Source organism: Microlunatus sagamiharensis (genome assembly GCF_900105785.1).
Taxonomy (GTDB): domain Bacteria; phylum Actinomycetota; class Actinomycetes; order Propionibacteriales; family Propionibacteriaceae; genus Microlunatus; species Microlunatus sagamiharensis.
Genome location: NZ_LT629799.1, coordinates 3,746,758 through 3,763,241 on the forward strand (window position 1 = coordinate 3,746,758; position 16,484 = coordinate 3,763,241).

13 protein-coding genes are annotated in these 16,484 nt (G+C 73.9%); 7 read left to right on the top strand and 6 right to left on the bottom strand.

All coding sequences use genetic code 11. From position 1 onward, the window contains the following. Nucleotides 1–52: 52 nt before the first annotated feature. Nucleotides 53–628 carry a hypothetical protein gene (locus BLU42_RS20925; protein ID WP_091077266.1) on the bottom strand — a complete coding sequence of 192 codons (576 nt, stop codon included), beginning with the start codon at nt 626–628 and terminating at the stop codon, nt 53–55. A gap of 82 nt (nt 629–710) precedes the next feature. Between BLU42_RS20925 and lysS the strand changes: the two genes are divergently transcribed. After that, nucleotides 711–2,234 carry a lysine--tRNA ligase gene (gene lysS, locus BLU42_RS17305; RefSeq protein ID WP_197680492.1) on the top strand — a complete coding sequence of 508 codons (1,524 nt, stop codon included), beginning with the start codon at nt 711–713 and terminating at the stop codon, nt 2,232–2,234. Continuing rightward, complete coding sequence (locus tag BLU42_RS17310) at nt 2,231–2,665, top strand: ankyrin repeat domain-containing protein (RefSeq protein ID WP_231918246.1); 435 nt, start codon at nt 2,231–2,233, stop codon at nt 2,663–2,665. Before lysS ends, BLU42_RS17310 begins: the two co-directional genes overlap by 4 nt. A 156-nt stretch (nt 2,666–2,821) precedes the next feature. On the opposite strand, the gene BLU42_RS17315 is transcribed toward BLU42_RS17310, so the two are convergent. Further along, on the bottom strand, nt 2,822–4,468 hold the full coding sequence (locus BLU42_RS17315; protein ID WP_091077274.1) for a YibE/F family protein: 1,647 nt from the start codon (nt 4,466–4,468) through the stop codon (nt 2,822–2,824). Between the two features lie 176 nt (nt 4,469–4,644). On the opposite strand from BLU42_RS17315, the gene BLU42_RS17320 reads away from it, so the two are divergent. Genes BLU42_RS17320 through BLU42_RS17330 form a run of 3 tightly spaced genes read left to right on the top strand, consistent with a single transcriptional unit; the run spans nt 4,645 to nt 6,944 of the window. Continuing rightward, nucleotides 4,645–5,415 (top strand): DUF3152 domain-containing protein, encoded by a 771-nt coding sequence (locus BLU42_RS17320; RefSeq protein WP_091077278.1) that lies wholly within the window; start codon nt 4,645–4,647, stop codon nt 5,413–5,415. 5 nt (nt 5,416–5,420) lie between these two features. Continuing rightward, complete coding sequence (locus BLU42_RS17325) at nt 5,421–5,978, top strand: GNAT family N-acetyltransferase (RefSeq protein WP_091077281.1); 558 nt, start codon at nt 5,421–5,423, stop codon at nt 5,976–5,978. Between the two features lie 12 nt (nt 5,979–5,990). Next, nucleotides 5,991–6,944: a DNA-3-methyladenine glycosylase family protein gene (locus BLU42_RS17330; protein WP_091077285.1), complete on the top strand. Its 954-nt coding sequence runs from the start codon at nt 5,991–5,993 to the stop codon at nt 6,942–6,944. 79 nt (nt 6,945–7,023) lie between these two features. Here the strand turns inward: BLU42_RS17330 and BLU42_RS17335 are convergent, their stop codons facing one another. The 4 genes from BLU42_RS17335 to BLU42_RS17350 form a co-directional block, all read right to left on the bottom strand. Then, nucleotides 7,024–7,968: a ferritin-like domain-containing protein gene (locus tag BLU42_RS17335; protein WP_091077289.1), complete on the bottom strand. Its 945-nt coding sequence runs from the start codon at nt 7,966–7,968 to the stop codon at nt 7,024–7,026. 269 nt (nt 7,969–8,237) lie between these two features. After that, a complete protein-coding gene (locus BLU42_RS17340) occupies nt 8,238–9,644 on the bottom strand; it encodes a sensor histidine kinase (RefSeq protein WP_231918618.1) in 1,407 nt (468 codons plus the stop codon). Nucleotides 9,645–9,836: 192 nt separating this feature from the next. Next, nucleotides 9,837–10,532, bottom strand: a complete 696-nt coding sequence (locus BLU42_RS17345; RefSeq protein ID WP_091077292.1) for a response regulator transcription factor — start codon at nt 10,530–10,532, stop codon at nt 9,837–9,839. A 13-nt stretch (nt 10,533–10,545) separates the two neighbouring features. After that, nucleotides 10,546–11,232, bottom strand: coding sequence for a TetR/AcrR family transcriptional regulator (locus BLU42_RS17350; protein ID WP_091080849.1), 687 nt, complete (start codon nt 11,230–11,232; stop codon nt 10,546–10,548). A gap of 59 nt (nt 11,233–11,291) precedes the next feature. Here BLU42_RS17350 and BLU42_RS17355 point away from each other — a divergent pair, with 59 nt between their 5' ends. Beyond that, nucleotides 11,292–14,141, top strand: a complete 2,850-nt coding sequence (locus tag BLU42_RS17355) for an efflux RND transporter permease subunit (protein ID WP_091077296.1) — start codon at nt 11,292–11,294, stop codon at nt 14,139–14,141. 34 nt (nt 14,142–14,175) lie between these two features. Further along, the gene (locus BLU42_RS17360) at nt 14,176–16,479 is read left to right on the top strand and encodes a YhgE/Pip domain-containing protein (protein ID WP_091077299.1); all 2,304 of its coding nucleotides are present in this window, start codon (nt 14,176–14,178) and stop codon (nt 16,477–16,479) included. Nucleotides 16,480–16,484: the final 5 nt, after the last annotated feature.

Sequence of the window (16,484 nt, forward strand, 5' to 3'; positions counted from 1 at the left end):
ACGCAGGGTGCTCCGGGTGCCTCCAGGGTGTGAGTTCGCTGCTCGGGCGGGCTCAGGCGTTGCCGGCGATCCCGGCGACGACGGCGAGGAGCACGAGCAGGACGACGAAGACCATGAGCCCGATGAAGAGGCCCCAGCCCGGCCGCTTCTGCGGCTCGGTGCCCATCCGGCCACCCATGCCGAACGTGAACATCGGGCCGGTGTAGTAGACCTCCGCGGTGCGTCCGGGCTCGACCGGGACCGTCATCGAGGCCCGCCCGTACGTCCACAGGTAGGTCTGCGCGACGTCGACGCGCCGTACGCCGGCCGGTGCCGGGAAGGAGTTGCGGCCCCAGGAGGCGGTCGCGGTGTAGCCGTCGATGGTCACCAGCGGCGTGATCATGCCCATCGCGCCGAAGGGCTTCTGCAGGTGGAGCACGAGCTCGCCGGTGGGACCGCCGCCGTACGCCGGCGCCTGCGGGCGGGACGCGAAGCCCTCGGCGTCGTAGCCCTGCTGGCCCTGGTCGTGCTGGCCCTGGGGCTGGTAGCCCTGCGGGGCCTGCGGGGGGACGGGGTAGCCCTGGGGCGCCTGCGGGGGGACGGGGTAGCCCTGCGGTCCGTAGCCCTGCGGCGGCTGAGGAGACGACATGGCCGACATCCTGGCAGCCGGAGGGTCCCCGCGAGGCCGGAACGCGAGTTCTCCACAGGCCTTCGACAACTAGATTGAGCGGGTGCCAGACCAGCCGAACGTCCCGCCGACCGAGGCCGAGGTCTCCGAGCAGCGCCGCGTCCGGCAGGACAAGCGGGCCCGGCTGCTGGCGGAGGGCCGGCAGGCGTACCCCGTCTCCGTGCCCCGTACGCACGCGCTCCGCGAGGTGCGCAGCCGCTGGGCGAGCCTGGGGACCGGGGAGGAGACGCAGGACGTCGTCTCCGTCGCGGGCCGCGTGGTCTTCCTGCGCAACACCGGCAAGCTCTGCTTCGCCACGCTGCAGGAGGGCCTGTCGACTCACGACACCGGCACCCGCCTGCAGGTGATGCTCTCCCTGGCCGAGGTCGGCCAGGAGGCGCTCGACTCCTGGAAGGCCGACGTCGACCTCGGCGACTTCGTCAGCGTCACCGGCCGGGTGGTCTCCTCGCGCCGCGGCGAGCTGAGCGTGATGGCGGGCGACTGGGTGCTGGCGTCCAAGGCGCTGCGCCCGCTGCCGAACCTGTACGCCGACGCCGGGCTCTCCGAGGAGACCCGCGTGCGCCAGCGCTACGCCGACCTGACGGTCCGCGAGGAGGCGCGCCAGATGGTGCTCGACCGCGCCCGGGTGACGCGGAGCATCCGGGACACGCTGCACCGCCACGACTTCGTCGAGGTCGAGTCGCCGGTCCTGCAGCTGGTGCACGGCGGGGCGCACGCGCGGCCCTTCCCGACCCACCTCAACGCCTTCGACATCGACATGACGCTCCGCATCGCCCTGGAGCTCTTCCTCAAGCGCGCGGTCGTCGGCGGCGTCGACCGCGTCTACGAGATGGGGCGGATCTTCCGCAACGAGGGCGTCGACTCCACGCACAGCCCCGAGTTCACGATGCTCGAGTTCTACGAGGCGTGGGGCGACCAGCGGAGCGTCGCCGAACTGACGCGGCAGATCGTCCTCGACGTCGCCGACGTCCTCGGCTCGCGGCAGGTCGAGACGCCCGCCGGGACGATCGACCTGGACGGCGAGTGGCGCTGGCTCGGCGTCTACCCCGGCCTGTCGGAGGTCCTCGGCGAGGAGGTCACGCCGGAGACGTCGCTGGACGACCTGCGGGCGCTGGCCGCCGCTCGTGAGGTCACCCTCGACCCGGCGTGGGGCGCGGAGAAGGTCGTGCTCGAGCTCTTCGCCGAGCTCGTCGAGCCGACCCTGCTGCAGCCGACCTTCGTCTGCGACTACCCGCCCAGCGCGCAGCCGCTGGCCCGGCCGCACCGCAGCGACCCCGCGCTCATCGAGGCGTGGGACCTCTTCATCGGCGGCGTCGAGCGCGGCACCGGCTTCTCCGAGCTGATCGACCCGGTCGTGCAGCGCGAGCGTCTCACCGCGCAGTCGCTCGAGGCGGCCGCGGGCGACCCCGAGGCGATGCAGCTCGACGACGACTTCCTCGACGCGCTCGAGTTCGGCGCGCCGCCGATGGGCGGCGTCGGCCTCGGCCTGGACCGGCTGATCATGCTCTTCAGCGGCGCGGGCATCCGCGAGACGATCCTCTTCCCGCTGCTGCGCCCGGGCTCGTGAGCGGGGCGGTGCCCGAGGGCGGCCCCGGCAGCGAGGTCCCGACGGGCGACGACCCCGTCGAGCTGGCCCACTGGCTCCTCGACCGGGCCCGGTTCGGCGAGGCCGAGCGCCTCGCCGCGTACGCCGACCACGGCATGCCGGTCGACCTGACCGACGCGCGCGGCAACACGCTGCTCCTGCTCGGGGCGTACCACGGCCACGCCGAGGTGGTCCAGGTGCTGGCGGCCCGCGGGGCGGACGTCGACGTGGTGAACGACCGCGGCCAGACCCCGCTCGCCGGCGCCGTGTTCAAGGGCTACGCCGACGTCGTCCGCACGCTCGTCGAGCTCGGCGCCAACCCGGACCTGGGTTCGCCGACCGCTCGCGCGACGGCGGCCTTCTTCGAGCGGCCCGACCTCGCGGCCCTGCTTCCCGACCCGCGCCAGGGCTGATCCCTGCCGACCCGCCGCGCCTCGCTCAGCGCCGCGCCGCGCCACGAACTGCCCCTCGATCCGCCGAGAGGTAGGTTGCCGCGCGAATCCGGCCTCGAAAGTCGCGGCAACCTACCGCTCGGCGGACGTCCGGGGCTCGGTAGGAGTCGGCGCGGGTCAGCGGCTGCGGCGCGGGGACGGTTCGTCGGGGTCGCGGAGGTCGGAGAAGTCGCCGAAGTCGTCGTCGGAGCGGCGACGCTTGCGCCGCGACGTCCGCTCGGTGGCGTCGGAGACCACGTCGGCGACCGGGTCCTTGGTCGCCGGGGGAGTCGCCGGCGGGGTCGTCGGTGCTGCCTCGGCCCCCCGGTCGGACGCCGCGCGGGAGCCGCGTACGGCGGGCAGGACCTGGGTCTCGACGTCGCCGTCCTCGTCCCGGGAGGCGGGCGCCGACGCGTCGGGCGTGACCTCCGGCGCCGTACGCCGCTTCGACCGCGCCCGGCGCTCGGACGGGACCAGCGCGGCCCCCTCGGCGTCGTCCCCGGCTCCCTCGGCCGCGGGCCGGACCCGTCCGGCGCGGACGACGGCCACCCCGACGGCGGTGGTCAGCGGGACGGCCAGCACGAGGCCGATCGAGCCCACGAGCGTCCGGACGATCTCGTCGCTGAACTGCTCGGTCTGCAGGACCTGCAGCAGCGGGCGGTCGTAGACGGCGATGAGCAGCAGGACCGAGAGCGAGGCGCCGGCCGTGGCGAAGGCGATGGTGTAGACGGTCGAGGCGATGTGGTCGCGGCCGATGCGCATGGCCCGGGCGAAGAGGTCGCGGTTGCGCAGGCGCAGCGCCTTGCCGTTCTCGTCGAGGTAGTGGCCGTCGGCCAGCTCCCACACCGCGGAGGCCTGGGTGATCGTGACGTCGTTCAGCACGCCGAGACCGGCCACGATGATCCCGCAGATCACCACCGACGTCAGCCGCAGGTCGGGCGTGGAGGCCGCGAGGAGGTAGTCGTCCTCGCTCGCCACCCCGGTGAGGTGCGCCCAGCGCGTGGCGCCGTAGCCGAGGGCGGCGCTGAGGATCAGCCCGAACAGGGTCCCCACCAGGGCGGTCGTCGTCCGGGTGTTGAAGCCGTGCGCCGCGTAGAGGACCACGAACATGATCGCCGACGACCCGATCAGGCCGACGACGACGGGGTTCTGCCCGGCGACCAGCGCCGGGAACATGAACTTCACCAGGATCAGCCCGGCGAACCCCAGCCCGATCAGCGAGGCCAGACCGCGCCAGCGGGCGACCGCGACGACGACGAGGGCGAAGACGGCGGTCAGGATGAGCAGCGGCGCGCGGCGGTCGAAGTCGGAGAACTGGTACGACGCCGGCTGGCCGTCGCCCGGCGGCACGCGGATCAGGGTCACGCCGTCGCCGACCTCCGCGCCCGAGGCGTAGACGGCCTGCGTGAGCGGGACGCTCGCGACGTCGCCCTTGCCGTCGCCGTCGTTGACGGTGGCGGTCATGTTGGCGCACGCGTTCACGCCGGCCTGGCCCGGGGTCGAGCCCGGCAGGCCGTCGCAGGAGATCGGCTCGACGGCGGTGATCGTCGCGTGGGGGTAGGTCACGCCGGGGACGCTGTAGCCGCCCGCGTCGGCGTTGACGTGCTCGGACACGTCGCCGGGCCAGAGGGCGACCAGGCCGACCAGCGTCCAGATCCCCAGCGGGATCAGCACCACGATGAGGATGCGCAGCGCACGGCGGTGGCGGTAGAGCTCGGCGCCGGTGACCTGGTGGCCGCCGCCCTCGTGAAGGGCGCCTGCGGCGTTGCTGTGCGAGTGCGCCACGTGGTCCGCCTAGTCTCTTGGCCGTGAGCCGGTCGTCGGAGGGGCGGCGGACCCACGTCCCCCACGAAGATCCACGTCCCGCGCGGGTGCGCCGCGTCGGCGGACAATCTAACCCAGCGCGGCGACCGCGCCGCCGTCCCGCGCGGCCGTCGGGACGTCCGCCGGGGTCGGGGGCGATGCTCCTCTGCGTCGTCGTGGGGCTGCTCCTCCTCGTCGTCGGCGCGTCGACGCTGACGCGGCCGGCGGCGCCCGTCGCGGCCCAGGTCCGCCCCGACGCTCCCACCACGAGCGCGCCCGGCCCCGCCCCGCCGGGCGCCGCACCCTCCGCGGGGGCGGGCCCGACCGCGACGGCCGACCCGTCGCGGAAGGTCGTCGAGGGGCGCCTCGACGGGGTGTTCGTGGCCGACCGCGGACCGGGCTCGTACGCGGGCGCCGACGTCTCGGTCCCCACGAGCGCGGACTCCGGCCGGCTCTACCGCGTCGACGTGCGCGTCGAGGACGGCCTCGGGCTCGACCCCGACGTGGTCGCCCGGGCGATCGGGCGGACCCTGGACGACCCCCGCAGCTGGCGCTCGACCGGGCGCGCCCGCTTCTCCGTCGTCCCGCTGGGGCAGCGGGCCGACCTGCACGCGTACGTGGTCACGCCGGGCACGACCGACCGGCTCTGCGCCCCGCTCCTGACCCGGGGCGAGGTGTCCTGCCGCGCCGGCGACAAGGTCGTCCTGAACGCCAAGCGCTGGGTCCTCGGCGCCGACGCCTACGGCTCGGACGTCGACGAGGTGGCCGCCTACCGCGAGTACCTGGTCAACCACGAGTTCGGCCACGCGCTCGGGCGCTCGCACGTGGGCTGCCCGGCCCGGGGCCGCCCGGCGCCGGTGATGCTGCAGCAGACGAAGGGCCTGCAGGGCTGCACCGCGAACCCCTGGCCGTCGGTCACCCGGGGATGAGCCCGATGACCCCCGGCCCGTCGGGCCCGCTCGCGCCCGACGCCGTACGGCTGGAGCGCCTGCCGGTCGCGCTCGTGCGCGCCCTGGTCGACGGCGGGCTCCAGCGTCCGGAGGGCTGGGACCCCGGCTTCCCCACCGCCGACACCTTCAGCGCCGCGCGGATGCTGCTCGGCGCGTACGACGCGCTCGGCCTCGACCCGACGAGCAGCCCCTGGTGGGTCTTCGCCATGGTGGTCGGGGACCGCGTCGTCGGGGACGCCGGCTTCCACTCCCCACCGGCCGACGACGGTCCGGCCGAGGTCGAGATCGGCTACCAGGTCGTGCCCGGTGCGCGGCGCCGCGGTGTCGCGACGCGGGCCTGCGGCCTGCTCCTCGAGCACGCCTGGCGCCACGGGGCCGACGTCGTGCGGGCCGAGGTGGAGCCGGGCCCGTACGCCGACGCCTCCCGCGCCGTGCTCACGGCGAACGGCTTCCGGGAGGTCCGGGCCGGGGCGACCGGGGGCGACCCGGGGTCGGAGGTGTCGAGGTTCGTCGTCGAGCGTCCTGTCGGTCCCCGGACGTAGCATCGGCGGGCGATGAGCACACCCGCGGCCGGCCTGACGCGGCGGCTGGTCCTGGACCGGCCGCCGATGCTGGGTGCCGTCTTCGGGCTGCACCGGCGCGGCACCGGCGACCCGACGCACCGCGTCCTCGGTGGCATCCACCTGCGCACCACCCGGACGCCGTGCGGCACCGCCCTGCTCAAGGTGGTCGCCCAGGGCGGTGAGGTGTCGGCGCGGGCCTGGGGCGACGGAGCCGAGTGGGTGCTCGACCACCTGCCGCGCCTGGTCGGCGAGCACGACGACCTGGACGGGTTCGTGCCGCACCACGCGATCGTCGCCGAGGCGCACCACCGCTACGGCCACTTCCGGGTCGGGCGCAGCGATGCGGTGTTCGAGGCGCTCGCGCCGGCCTGCCTCGAGCAGGTCGTGACCGGCAAGGAGGCCTTCCGGGCCTTCCGGCTGCTGGTGCGCGAGTTCGGCGAACCGGCCCCGGGCCCGACGCGCGAGGTGGGATCGGCGGCGTACGGGATGTACGTCGCGCCGACGCCGGAGCAGTGGGCGCGGGTGCCGAGCTGGCGCTTCCTCGCCGCGGGCGTGGAGGAGCGCCGCAGCCGCACGCTGGTGCGGACGGCCCAGCGTGCCGTGGCGCTGGAGCGGACGCTCCTCGGCACCCACGAGGCCGCCGACCTGGCGCTGCGGAGCCTGCCCGGCGTGGGGCCGTGGACCTCGGCCGAGGTCCGGCAGCGCGCGCACGGCGACGCCGACGCGTGGAGCATCGGCGACTACCACGTCGGCAAGAACATCACCTGGGCCCTGACCGGCGAGGTCCTCGACGACGCCGCGGCCACCGAGCTGCTCGAGCCCTACCGCGGCCACCGCTACCGCGTCCAGGTCCTGCTGATGATGGTCGCCGGCGGCCGCCCGCGCCGCGCGCCGCGCATGACCCTGCCGACCCACACCCCGTACGCGACCCGCGGCCGGTCCTGACGTGAGAAGGCCCGGGACGACGCGCGTCGCCCCGGGCCGGAGACCTCACGAGCCCCGGAGGGGGCTCAGGTCGTGAGGATCAGGCGTTGTTGTTGCTGGTGTTGACGGCACCGTTCACGCCGGCCGGGAAGAACCCGCCCTTCGTCGCCTCGCTCGGGGTGAGGTAGACGATGTTCAGCACGTTCGCCGGGGTGCGGCTGAACGCGATGCTGTTCGAGTCGGTCGGCACGATGTTCGCGTGCTTGCCGCTGCTGCGCAGGTTCTGGTCGTCGTCCGACGAGCCGTCCACCGCGTCTCGGAGCGCCGAGATCTTCTTGACCTCGGCGAAGAGACCCTTCTGGTAGAGCGCCGAGCGGACGATGCCCGCGTGGTACGCCTCCACCGCGAGGATGCCGGCGGCCGCCTCGAGGTAGGTCTTGTTGGTGATGAGCGGGGCCGCGCCCTTGTAGGCCGTGACGCCGACGTCCTCGAAGATGAACGCGCCCAGGAGGAAGTTGTTCTCGTTCGCGAACGGGTCGAACGTCTGGTTGCTCTTGATCAGCCCGGCCGCACGGGCGGCCGCGGTGAAGCTGGTCTTGAGGTCGATCGCGGGCTGCGACACCTGCTGCCCGTCGAGCGCGTTCCGCAGGAACTTGACGTGGTTGCGCTCGTCCATGGCGATCTCGCGGGCGTACTCGCGGATGGCCTTGGACTTGAAGTGCACCTTCTTGCCGCCGGTGACCTTGCCCTGCGTGCCGGTACCGGTCACGTCGGTCGAGTCGAGCCCCTCGCCCCAGTAGGCGTAGGAGTAGAACTGCGCCTCGAGGTACTCGAGGTTCAGCGCGAAGTTGAGGATCGCGCTGTCGCTCGGTCCCCCGTCGCTGCTGGGTGCCGCAGAGGCGGACTCGGTACCGGCACCGGCCAGGGCCACGGCCCCGACGGTCCCGAGGCCGGCCACACCGGCGGCGCGGAGGAACGAGCGGCGGTCGTGCTCGTTCTCGGCGCTGCGGCTGATCATGTCAGCCACGACTTTCTTTCCGAACATCTTGCTCCTTCGCAGAGGCTCCGAGTGGTGCCACAGCGGTGCCCTCCCGTCCGCGGAGCGCGGTCCCGGGTGGCCACGGAGACGTCTCCGGCGGATCACCCGCCGAACCCGTACCGCTGTGGTCGCGAGCGGGCCCAGGGCTCTCCGGCCCCGCGCGGGGCCGGTGGGCGAGCAGTCCGTTCGAGGCTGCTTCGTCGCTGCCTCGACGGGGGTTTGGTGGTTCTTCAGGAACTTTTCGCCACGATCTGCGTACGTCGTGTCAAGAACCGTCAGGAGCGGGCGGGCTGCTCGAGCGCCTCGGAGGACCGGGCGCCGGGCAGCACCATCGTGAACTCCGCCCCGCCCTGCGCCGAGCGCCCCGCGCGGACGACGCCGCCGTGCTGGTGCACGACCTGGGCGACGATCGACAGCCCGAGACCGGTGCCGGGGGTGGTCCGCGCGGTGTCGGCGCGGAAGAAGCGGTCGAAGACGTGCGGCAGGTCCGCCTCGGCGATGCCGGGCCCCTCGTCGGCGACGCGCAGCCGGTTGCCCTCGAGCTGCACGCGGACCGTCCCGCCGGGCGGGCTCCACTTGACGGCGTTGTCGAGGAGGTTGGTCACCGCGCGCTCCAGGTCGGCCGAGACCCCCACCACGAAGAAGGGGTCGAGCTCGACGTCGAAGTCCAGGCTCGGCCCGCGACGGCGCGCCCGCTCGAGGGCCGCGGTGACGACGTGGCGGAAGTCGAGGGGCTCGGGGGTCGCCTCGCCCTCGTCGCGCGCGAGCTGGACGAGGTCACCCACCAGCTTGGTGAACTCACCGAGCTGGCCCTGGACGTCGCCGAGGATGGCGAGCCGGTCGCCCTCCTTGAGCATGCTGGTGCGCGCGTCGATGATCAGCAGGTCGACGTTGGTCCGCAGGCTCGTGAGCGGCGTGCGCAGCTCGTGCCCGGCGTCGGCGATGAGGCGTCGCTGCCGTTCGCGCGAGGCGGCCAGCGAGTCGACCATGTCGTTGAAGGACCGGGCGAGCACGGCGACGTCGGCCGCCCCGGACACGTCGACGGGCCGGAGGTCCTTGGTCTCGGCGATCCGCTCGACCTCGCCGGAGAGCTGTCGCACCGGACGCAGGCCCGAGCGGGCGACGGCCAGGCCGGTGCCGGCCGCGAGCGCCACGCCCACCAGGCCGGTCGTGGCCACCACGACCAGCAGCGAGGTGAGCACCGCGGCCGTCCCGCCCAGCGGGCGACCCACGACCAGGGCGACCCCGCCCAGCTCCGGCACGGGGATGGCGACGATCCGGTACACGGCCCCGTCGGAGGTCTCGCCCGAGCGCGCCGAGTGGCCGAAGTGCAGCCGCGCGACGGCGAGCTCCTCCGGCCCGAGCACCAGGTGCTCGCGCTCGTCGGGGACGTAGTAGACGCGGCCGTCGGCCCGCACCGCGGCGACGCTGATGTTGCCGGCGCGCAGCGTGCGCTCGGTCAGGCCGCCGAGGTTGCTGAGGTCCTGCGCGGTCGGGGCCGTGAGGCTGGAGGCGACCTCGACCAGCTCCTCGTCGAGGGAGGAGTAGAGGGAGGCCCGCACGCTCACCCAGCCGGCGAGGCTGCTCACGGCCACCGCCAGGGCGACGGCCGTCGTGGTCAGGTAGCTGACGCGCCGCTGCAGGGGGAGCGTCGAGAGCCACTCACGGAACCGCTGGTACAGGCCCGGCCGCCGCTGCCGGACGGGGTCCCCGTGGGCCCGGGCCGGTGCCCGGCGGGCACGCCGCTGCACCGCGGCCTAACCTGCCGCGCTCGTACGCACCGCAGCCGTACGCACCTGCGACGACCTCCTCGCGTCCCGGGGGCCAGCCCCGGGTGGACCGCCGCTCGCCGTCGACCGACCTCGCGGGTCGACCTACGGAGGGGTCTCCCGCAGCACGTAGCCCACCCCACGCACAGTGTGGATGAGCCTCGGCTCGCCGTCGACCTCGGTCTTGCGCCGCAGGTAGCCGATGTAGACCTCGAGCGAGTTGGCCGTGGTCGGGAAGTCGAAGCCCCACACCTCGTTGAGCAGCCAGCTGCGCTCGAGCACGCGGCGCGGGTGCTGCATGAAGGCCTCGAGCAGGGCGAACTCGGTGCGCGTCAGGCTGATCTGGCGGGCGCCCCGCAGCACCTCGCGCGTCTGGGTGTTGAGCACCAGGTCGCCGAAGGCGAGGCTCTGCGTGGACGGGTCGTTCGAGTCGGCCGTGGTGCCCGAGCGCCGCACCAGCGCCCGGAGCCGCGCGAGCAGCTCGTCGAGCGCGAAGGGCTTGGCCATGTAGTCGTCGCCGCCCGCGTCCAGGCCGTCGACCCGGTCGCCGACCGCGTCGCGCGCGGTGAGGACGAGGATCGGGACGTCGTTGCCGGCCGAGCGCAGCATCCGCGTGGTCTCGAGCCCGTCGAGGCGCGGCATCATCACGTCCATGATGACGGCGTCCGGGCGGTGCGCGGCCAGCTTGGCCAGCGCCTCGACGCCGTCCTCGGCCGTGCTGACCTCGTAGTCGTTGTACTCCAGGGAGCGCGCGAGCGAGTCCCGGACGGCCTGGTCGTCGTCCACGACGAGGATGTGCATGCGGTGGAGTCTGTCAGACGGTCCCGGCGTCGTGGTGCACCGCTCGTGGAGTGCGCGGGCGTGTCAAGTTCATGATCAACGCGTGCATGGCCGTCGGGTCGAGCCGACCGGTGAAGAGCGCGCGCTGGTGCATGTGGTCGTGGGCCGCCATCAGCAGGTCGAGCGCGAGCTCGACGGGCATCGTGAACTCGAGCTCGGCGAACTCGAGCGCGTCGGCCACGAGCGCGTGCACCTGCGCCCGGCACGCGTCCACGAAGGCCTCGTACGGAGCGCGCAGGTCGGCCACCCGCGCGGCGTAGAGGAGCAGCTCCTGCTGCGCGAGCAGGCTGGTCCGGTCCCCGTCGCCGCCGAGGTTGAGGCGACCGAGGACCCGGGAGACTGCCTCGGTCGGCGCGAGGCCCTCGTCCTGCGCCTTGAGCTCCGCCACGGCCCGCTCCGCCGCCGCGTACTCCTCGGCGATGCCCTGCTCGATCAGCGCGAGCACGAGCGCGTCCTTGTCGGCGAAGTTGGAGTAGAAGGCGCCGCGGGTGAAGCCGGCGGCCTCGCAGATCTCCTCCACGCTGGCCCCGATCACGCCCCGCTCGGCGAACACGGCGACGGCGGCGGCCATCAGGCGCTGGCGCGTACGGGTCCGGCGCGCGCTGAGCGCGGGGACCGGCGTCGTCGTCGGTGCGGCGGCCGCCTCGGGGAGCGACGTCATGGGGATCACCTTAGCGCTCGTTGCATACACACCTGTATCGCATACAGTCGTGTATCGAGATGAGTTCCTTCCTGTACGGCCTCGGCCGCTCCTCGTACCGGCACCGCCTGCGCGTCGTGCTGATCTGGCTCGCGGTCCTCGCCGTGCTCGGCGGCTCCTCGGTCGCCGTCAGCAAGGGGTTCGACGAGAACTTCTCGCTGCCGGGCACCGAGTCGCAGACCGCCCTCGACTCGCTGAACCGCACCTTTCCCCAGGCCGGTGGCACCACCGCCCAGGTCGTCGTCGTCCCCCGCGAGGGCGAGTCGGTGCGGTCCTCCGCGGCGCGGAAGGCCATCGATGCGAGCGCCGAGCGGCTGCGCGACGTGAGCCAGGTCGACACCGTGTCCGGGCCCTTCGACGAGTACGCGAAGGGCCAGGTCGCCGGGGACGACTCGGCCGCGATCATCAACGTCACCTTCGCGGTGCCCGCCGTCGACATCGGCGAGGCCACCTTCGACGAGCTGGCCCAGCAGCGCGCGGAGCTGCAGGCCGCGCTGCCGGGTTCGGAGGTCTCGGCGGGCGGCGACGCGTACACCGGCGGCACCCCGGGCGTGAGCTGGGTCGAGGGCATCGGCGTGCTGGTGGCGCTGATCGTGCTGTGGCTGACGCTCGGCTCGCTCCGCGCGGCGGGCATGCCGCTGCTGACCGCGCTGCTCGGCGTCGGGCTGACCGTCGCCCTCATCTTCGGCGCGACCGGCTTCGCCACGGTCTCCTCGACCACCCCGCTGCTGGCCCTGATGCTCGGGCTGGCCGTGGGCATCGACTACGCGCTGTTCATCACCTCGCGCCACCGCGACCAGCTGCGCGACGGCATGGACCCCGAGGAGTCGGTGGCGCGCGCCGTGGCCACGGCGGGCTCGGCGGTGGTCTTCGCCGGGATGACGGTGATGATCGCACTGGTCGGCCTGTCGGTGGCCGGCATCCCCTTCCTCAGCATCATGGGCGTCGCGGCCGCGGTCGGCGTAGCCATCGCGGTCATGATCGCCCTCACCCTGCTGCCCGCCCTGCTCGGCTTCCTCGGCGACCGGCTGCGGCCCAAGGCCAAGGAGCCCCGCACCTCGAAGGCCCGGGCGAAGGCGGCCGCCGAGCCGCAGCGCCGCCCGCGCGTCGGCCTCGGCCGGCGCTGGGTGCGCCTGGTGACGCGCGCCCCGGTCGTCACCGTGGTGCTCGTGCTCGTCGCGCTCGGCGCGATGGCCTACCCCGCCAAGGACCTCCGCATCGCCCTGCCGAGCAACGGCACGGCCGAGGAGGGCACCCCGGCGCGCGTCACGTACGACCTCGTCGCCGAGCACTTCGGCCAGGGCTACAACGGGCCGCTGATCGTCACCGCGACCATCGTCGGTTCCGACGACCCGCTCGGGGTCATGGACGGCATGGCCGACGAGCTGCGGGACCTCCCCGGCGTGGCCAGCGTGCCGCTCGCGACGCCCAACGAGGACGCCGACACCGGCATCATCCAGGTCATCCCCGAGGGTGCTCCGGACAGCGAGGAGACCAAGCAGCTGGTCCGCGACATCCGCGCGCTCCAGCCGCACTTCGAGGACGAGTACGGGGTGGCCACCGCCGTCACCGGCTTCACCGCCGTCGGCATCGACATCTCCGACCGGCTGGGCGCGGCCCTGGTGCCCTTCGGGATCCTCGTCGTCGGCCTGTCCCTGGTGCTGCTGACGATGGTCTTCCGCTCGGTCTGGGTGCCGGTCAAGGCGACCGTCGGCTTCCTGCTGAGCGTGGGTGCGGCCTTCGGCGCCACCGCCATGGTCTTCGAGTACGGCTGGTTCGGCTCGGTCTTCAACGTCCACCAGACCTCTCCGGTGATCAGCTTCCTGCCGATCCTGCTGATGGGCATCCTCTTCGGGCTGGCCATGGACTACGAGGTCTTCCTCGTCTCCCGGATGCGCGAGGAGTACGTCCACGGGGTGAACGCTGCCTCTGAGGGGGGACGACCCCCCACACCCCCCGCAGGGGTTCCACTCGCTGGCGCTCGCGAAACCCGCGCCGGCGGCCCGTCCAAGGCGGTGGCCCGGGCGGCCGTGGAGAACGGGTTCGTCGCCTCGTCGCGCGTCGTCGTCGCGGCCGCGGTGATCATGCTGTCGGTGTTCGGCGGCTTCGTCCCCGACGGCGAGGGCCCGATCAAGACCATCGGCTTCGGGCTCGCGGTCGGCGTGTTCGTCGACGCGTTCATCGTGCGCATGACGCTCGTCCCCGCAGTGCTCACGCTGCTCGGCACGAAGGCCTGGTGGCTGCCGCGCTGGATCGACCGCCGCCTGCCGTCCTTCGACGTGGAGGGCGAGGGCCTGCACCACCAGGTCTCCCTGGCCGCCTGGCCGTCGGCCGACGACACCCACCTCGTGCTCGCCGACGGGCTCCGCGTCGGCGGCTGGGACGTCAGCACCGCCCTGCCCCCGGGGGAGGTGCTCGTGGTCGAGGGCCCGGCCGGCCCCGGCCGTAGCGCGCTGCTGCTCACGCTGTCCGGGCGCATGCGGCTGCCCGAGGCCGAGCCCGGCGAGCACGGCGGACACGTCTCCCGCGTCAAGGTCGCGGGGTTCGTGCTGCCCGAGCAGGCCGGCCGCGTCCGGCGGCGGACGGCGTACGTCGATCTCGCCGGGACGACCGACCTGCCCCGCGAGCTGGCCTCCGTGGCCCGCGCGAAGCCGGACGTGCTGTTCCTCGACCACGTCGAGGCGCTGACCGACCCGGGGGCCGACCCCGACGCCCGGGCCGCGCTGGCCCGGACGCTCGACGAGGTCGTCGCCGGTCGCACCACGGCGGCCGTCCTCGCGGTGACCGACCGCTCCGGGCTCGACACCCTCCTGCGCGGCCCCAGCCGCGTTCTGGACCTGCGCCCCCGCCCGGCGCTCGCCCAGGCCTGACTCCTCCCGCACGACCTCTGACAAGGGACTTCGCATGTTCTCGCTGGAACGCGCCGACGGCAGCCGCCGGGTCGGCCTCGCCTCGCTGATCGGGCTCCTGCTCGTGCCGCTGGTGCTGGCCGGCGGCTTCCTGGCCGCCACCTGGAAGTCGACCGACCGCCTCGACCGCGTCCAGGCGGCGGTCGTCAACCTCGACGAGCCGGTCAAGATCGACAAGCAGACGGTGCCGCTCGGGCGGCAGCTCGCAGGTGGGCTGGTCGACGGCAAGACGGGGGACGGCGACGGGGCCGAGCGGGCCGCGGACACGAACTTCTCGTGGGTCCTCACCGACGCCGACGACGCCCGCAGCGGTCTCGACTCCGGCCGCTACGCCGCGGTGGTCACCATCCCCAAGGACTTCTCGGCGCGCGCCACGTCGTACAGCGACCAGTCCGGCGACTCCGCCGAGCAGGCCGTGCTCGACGTCCAGACCTCGCCGGTCAGCGGCGTCACCGACCCCGTCGTCGGCCAGGCCATCGCGAGCACGGCGACGCGCGTGCTCAACAACACCCTGACCGAGCAGTACGTCCAGAACGTGTTCGTCGGCTTCAACGACACCAAGAAGCAGTTCAGCAAGGTCGCCGACGCCGCCGGCCAGCTCGACGACGGCACGAAGCAGCTCGCCGACGGGCTCGACCAGACCTCCGAGGGCACGACCAAGCTCTCCGACGGCCTCGACCAGCTCGCCGACGGCGGCCCGCAGCTCGCGAGCGGGACCAAGCAGCTCAGCAGCGGCCTCGACCAGCTCGCGGCCGGCGGGCCCAAGCTGGCCAGCGGCACCAAGCAGCTCGCGAGCGGGCTCGACCAGTACGCCGACGGCGTCGGCACGCTCGCGGACAAGACCGCCGCGCTGCCCAAGGGCGGGCGGCAGATCGCGGACGGCGTCGCCGGGATCGAGGGCGGGCTGAAGCAGTACCAGAAGGCCCTGCGTGAGCAGGCGGACCAGGCGGCCTCGCTCCCGCAGCCGACGCCACCCACGGAGGCGGAGATCGCGGCGGCGATCCAGAAGGCCTCGCCGGCAGCGCCCACCTGCGCCCAGCTCAACCGGGGCTTCGCCGCGGCCGGTGCCACCGAGCTCGACGCGGCGCAGTGCGCGGTCGTGCTCAACCTGCTCACGCAGGCCGGCACCGACGCGACGACCACAGCGCTGACGGTGGCGGGCGAGCAGACCGCCCCCTTCACGCAGGCGCTGGCCACCTACTCGGGCAGCCAGGGCGCGGCGAAGGCGCTCGACGGCGCGGCCGCCGGGCTCAGCACCAAGGATCCCGAGACCGGCCAGAGCATCATCTCGGGCACCGCCGCGCTCGCCGACGGCGCGGACCAGCTCGCCGACGGCCTCACGCCGCTCGCCGCCGGGATCAAGCAGCTCGACACCGGCGCTCAGGGACTGGCCTCGGGGGCGGGCGAGCTCAGCAGCGGGGTCGGCCAGTACACCGGCGGCGTCACCAAGATCGCCGACGGCGCCGGCACCCTCAGCACCGGCGTCGAGCAGTACACGGGCGGCGTCACCGGCGTGGCCGACGGTGCGCGGCAGCTGAGCACCGGTCTGGTCAAGCTCTCGGCCGGGGCGGACCAGCTCGCCGACGGGACCGGCCAGCTGGCCGATGGGCTCAAGGACGGCGCCAAGCAGATCCCGACGTACGACAAGCAGGCGCGCGAGCGCCTCTCGACCGTCGTCGCCGCGCCGGTCGCGTCGTCCGACGTCACCTCGGTCTTCTCGAACGTCGCCACCACGACCCTGCTCGCCGTCCTGGCGCTCTGGGTCGGCGGCCTCGCGAGCTACCTCGTGCTGCGCGCGGTGTCGGCCAAGGCGCTGGCGAGCATGAAGTCGTCGTGGCGCCTCAGCCTGGAGAGCCTGCTGCCGGCCGCGGTCGTCGCCGCCGTGCAGTCGGTGGTCCTGACCGTGCTGATGACCGCGCTGCTCGACCTCGGCGCCGGCCAGGTCGTCCGGCTCCTCGGGCTGAGCCTGCTGGCGGGGCTGGTGTTCGTCGCCCTGAACCACGCGCTGGTCGCCTGGTTCGGCGGGGTCGGGCGCTTCGTCTCGGTCGTGCTCGTCGTGCTCACCGCGGCCGCCGCGCTGACGTCGGCCGTGCCGGAGGTCTTCGACTCGGTCACGCCGCTGCTCCCGCTGACCCCGGCGCTCCAGGGGATGCGGGCCGTGGTCACCGGCAACGGCGGGGGGGCCCAGGCCGCGCTGCTGCTGGCCTGGCTCGTCGTCGGGCTCGCCGCGGGCGTGCTCGCGACGGCCCGGCACCGCACGGTGCGCTCGAACGCGCTGGTCGCCGCCCCCGCCCGCTGAGCGCT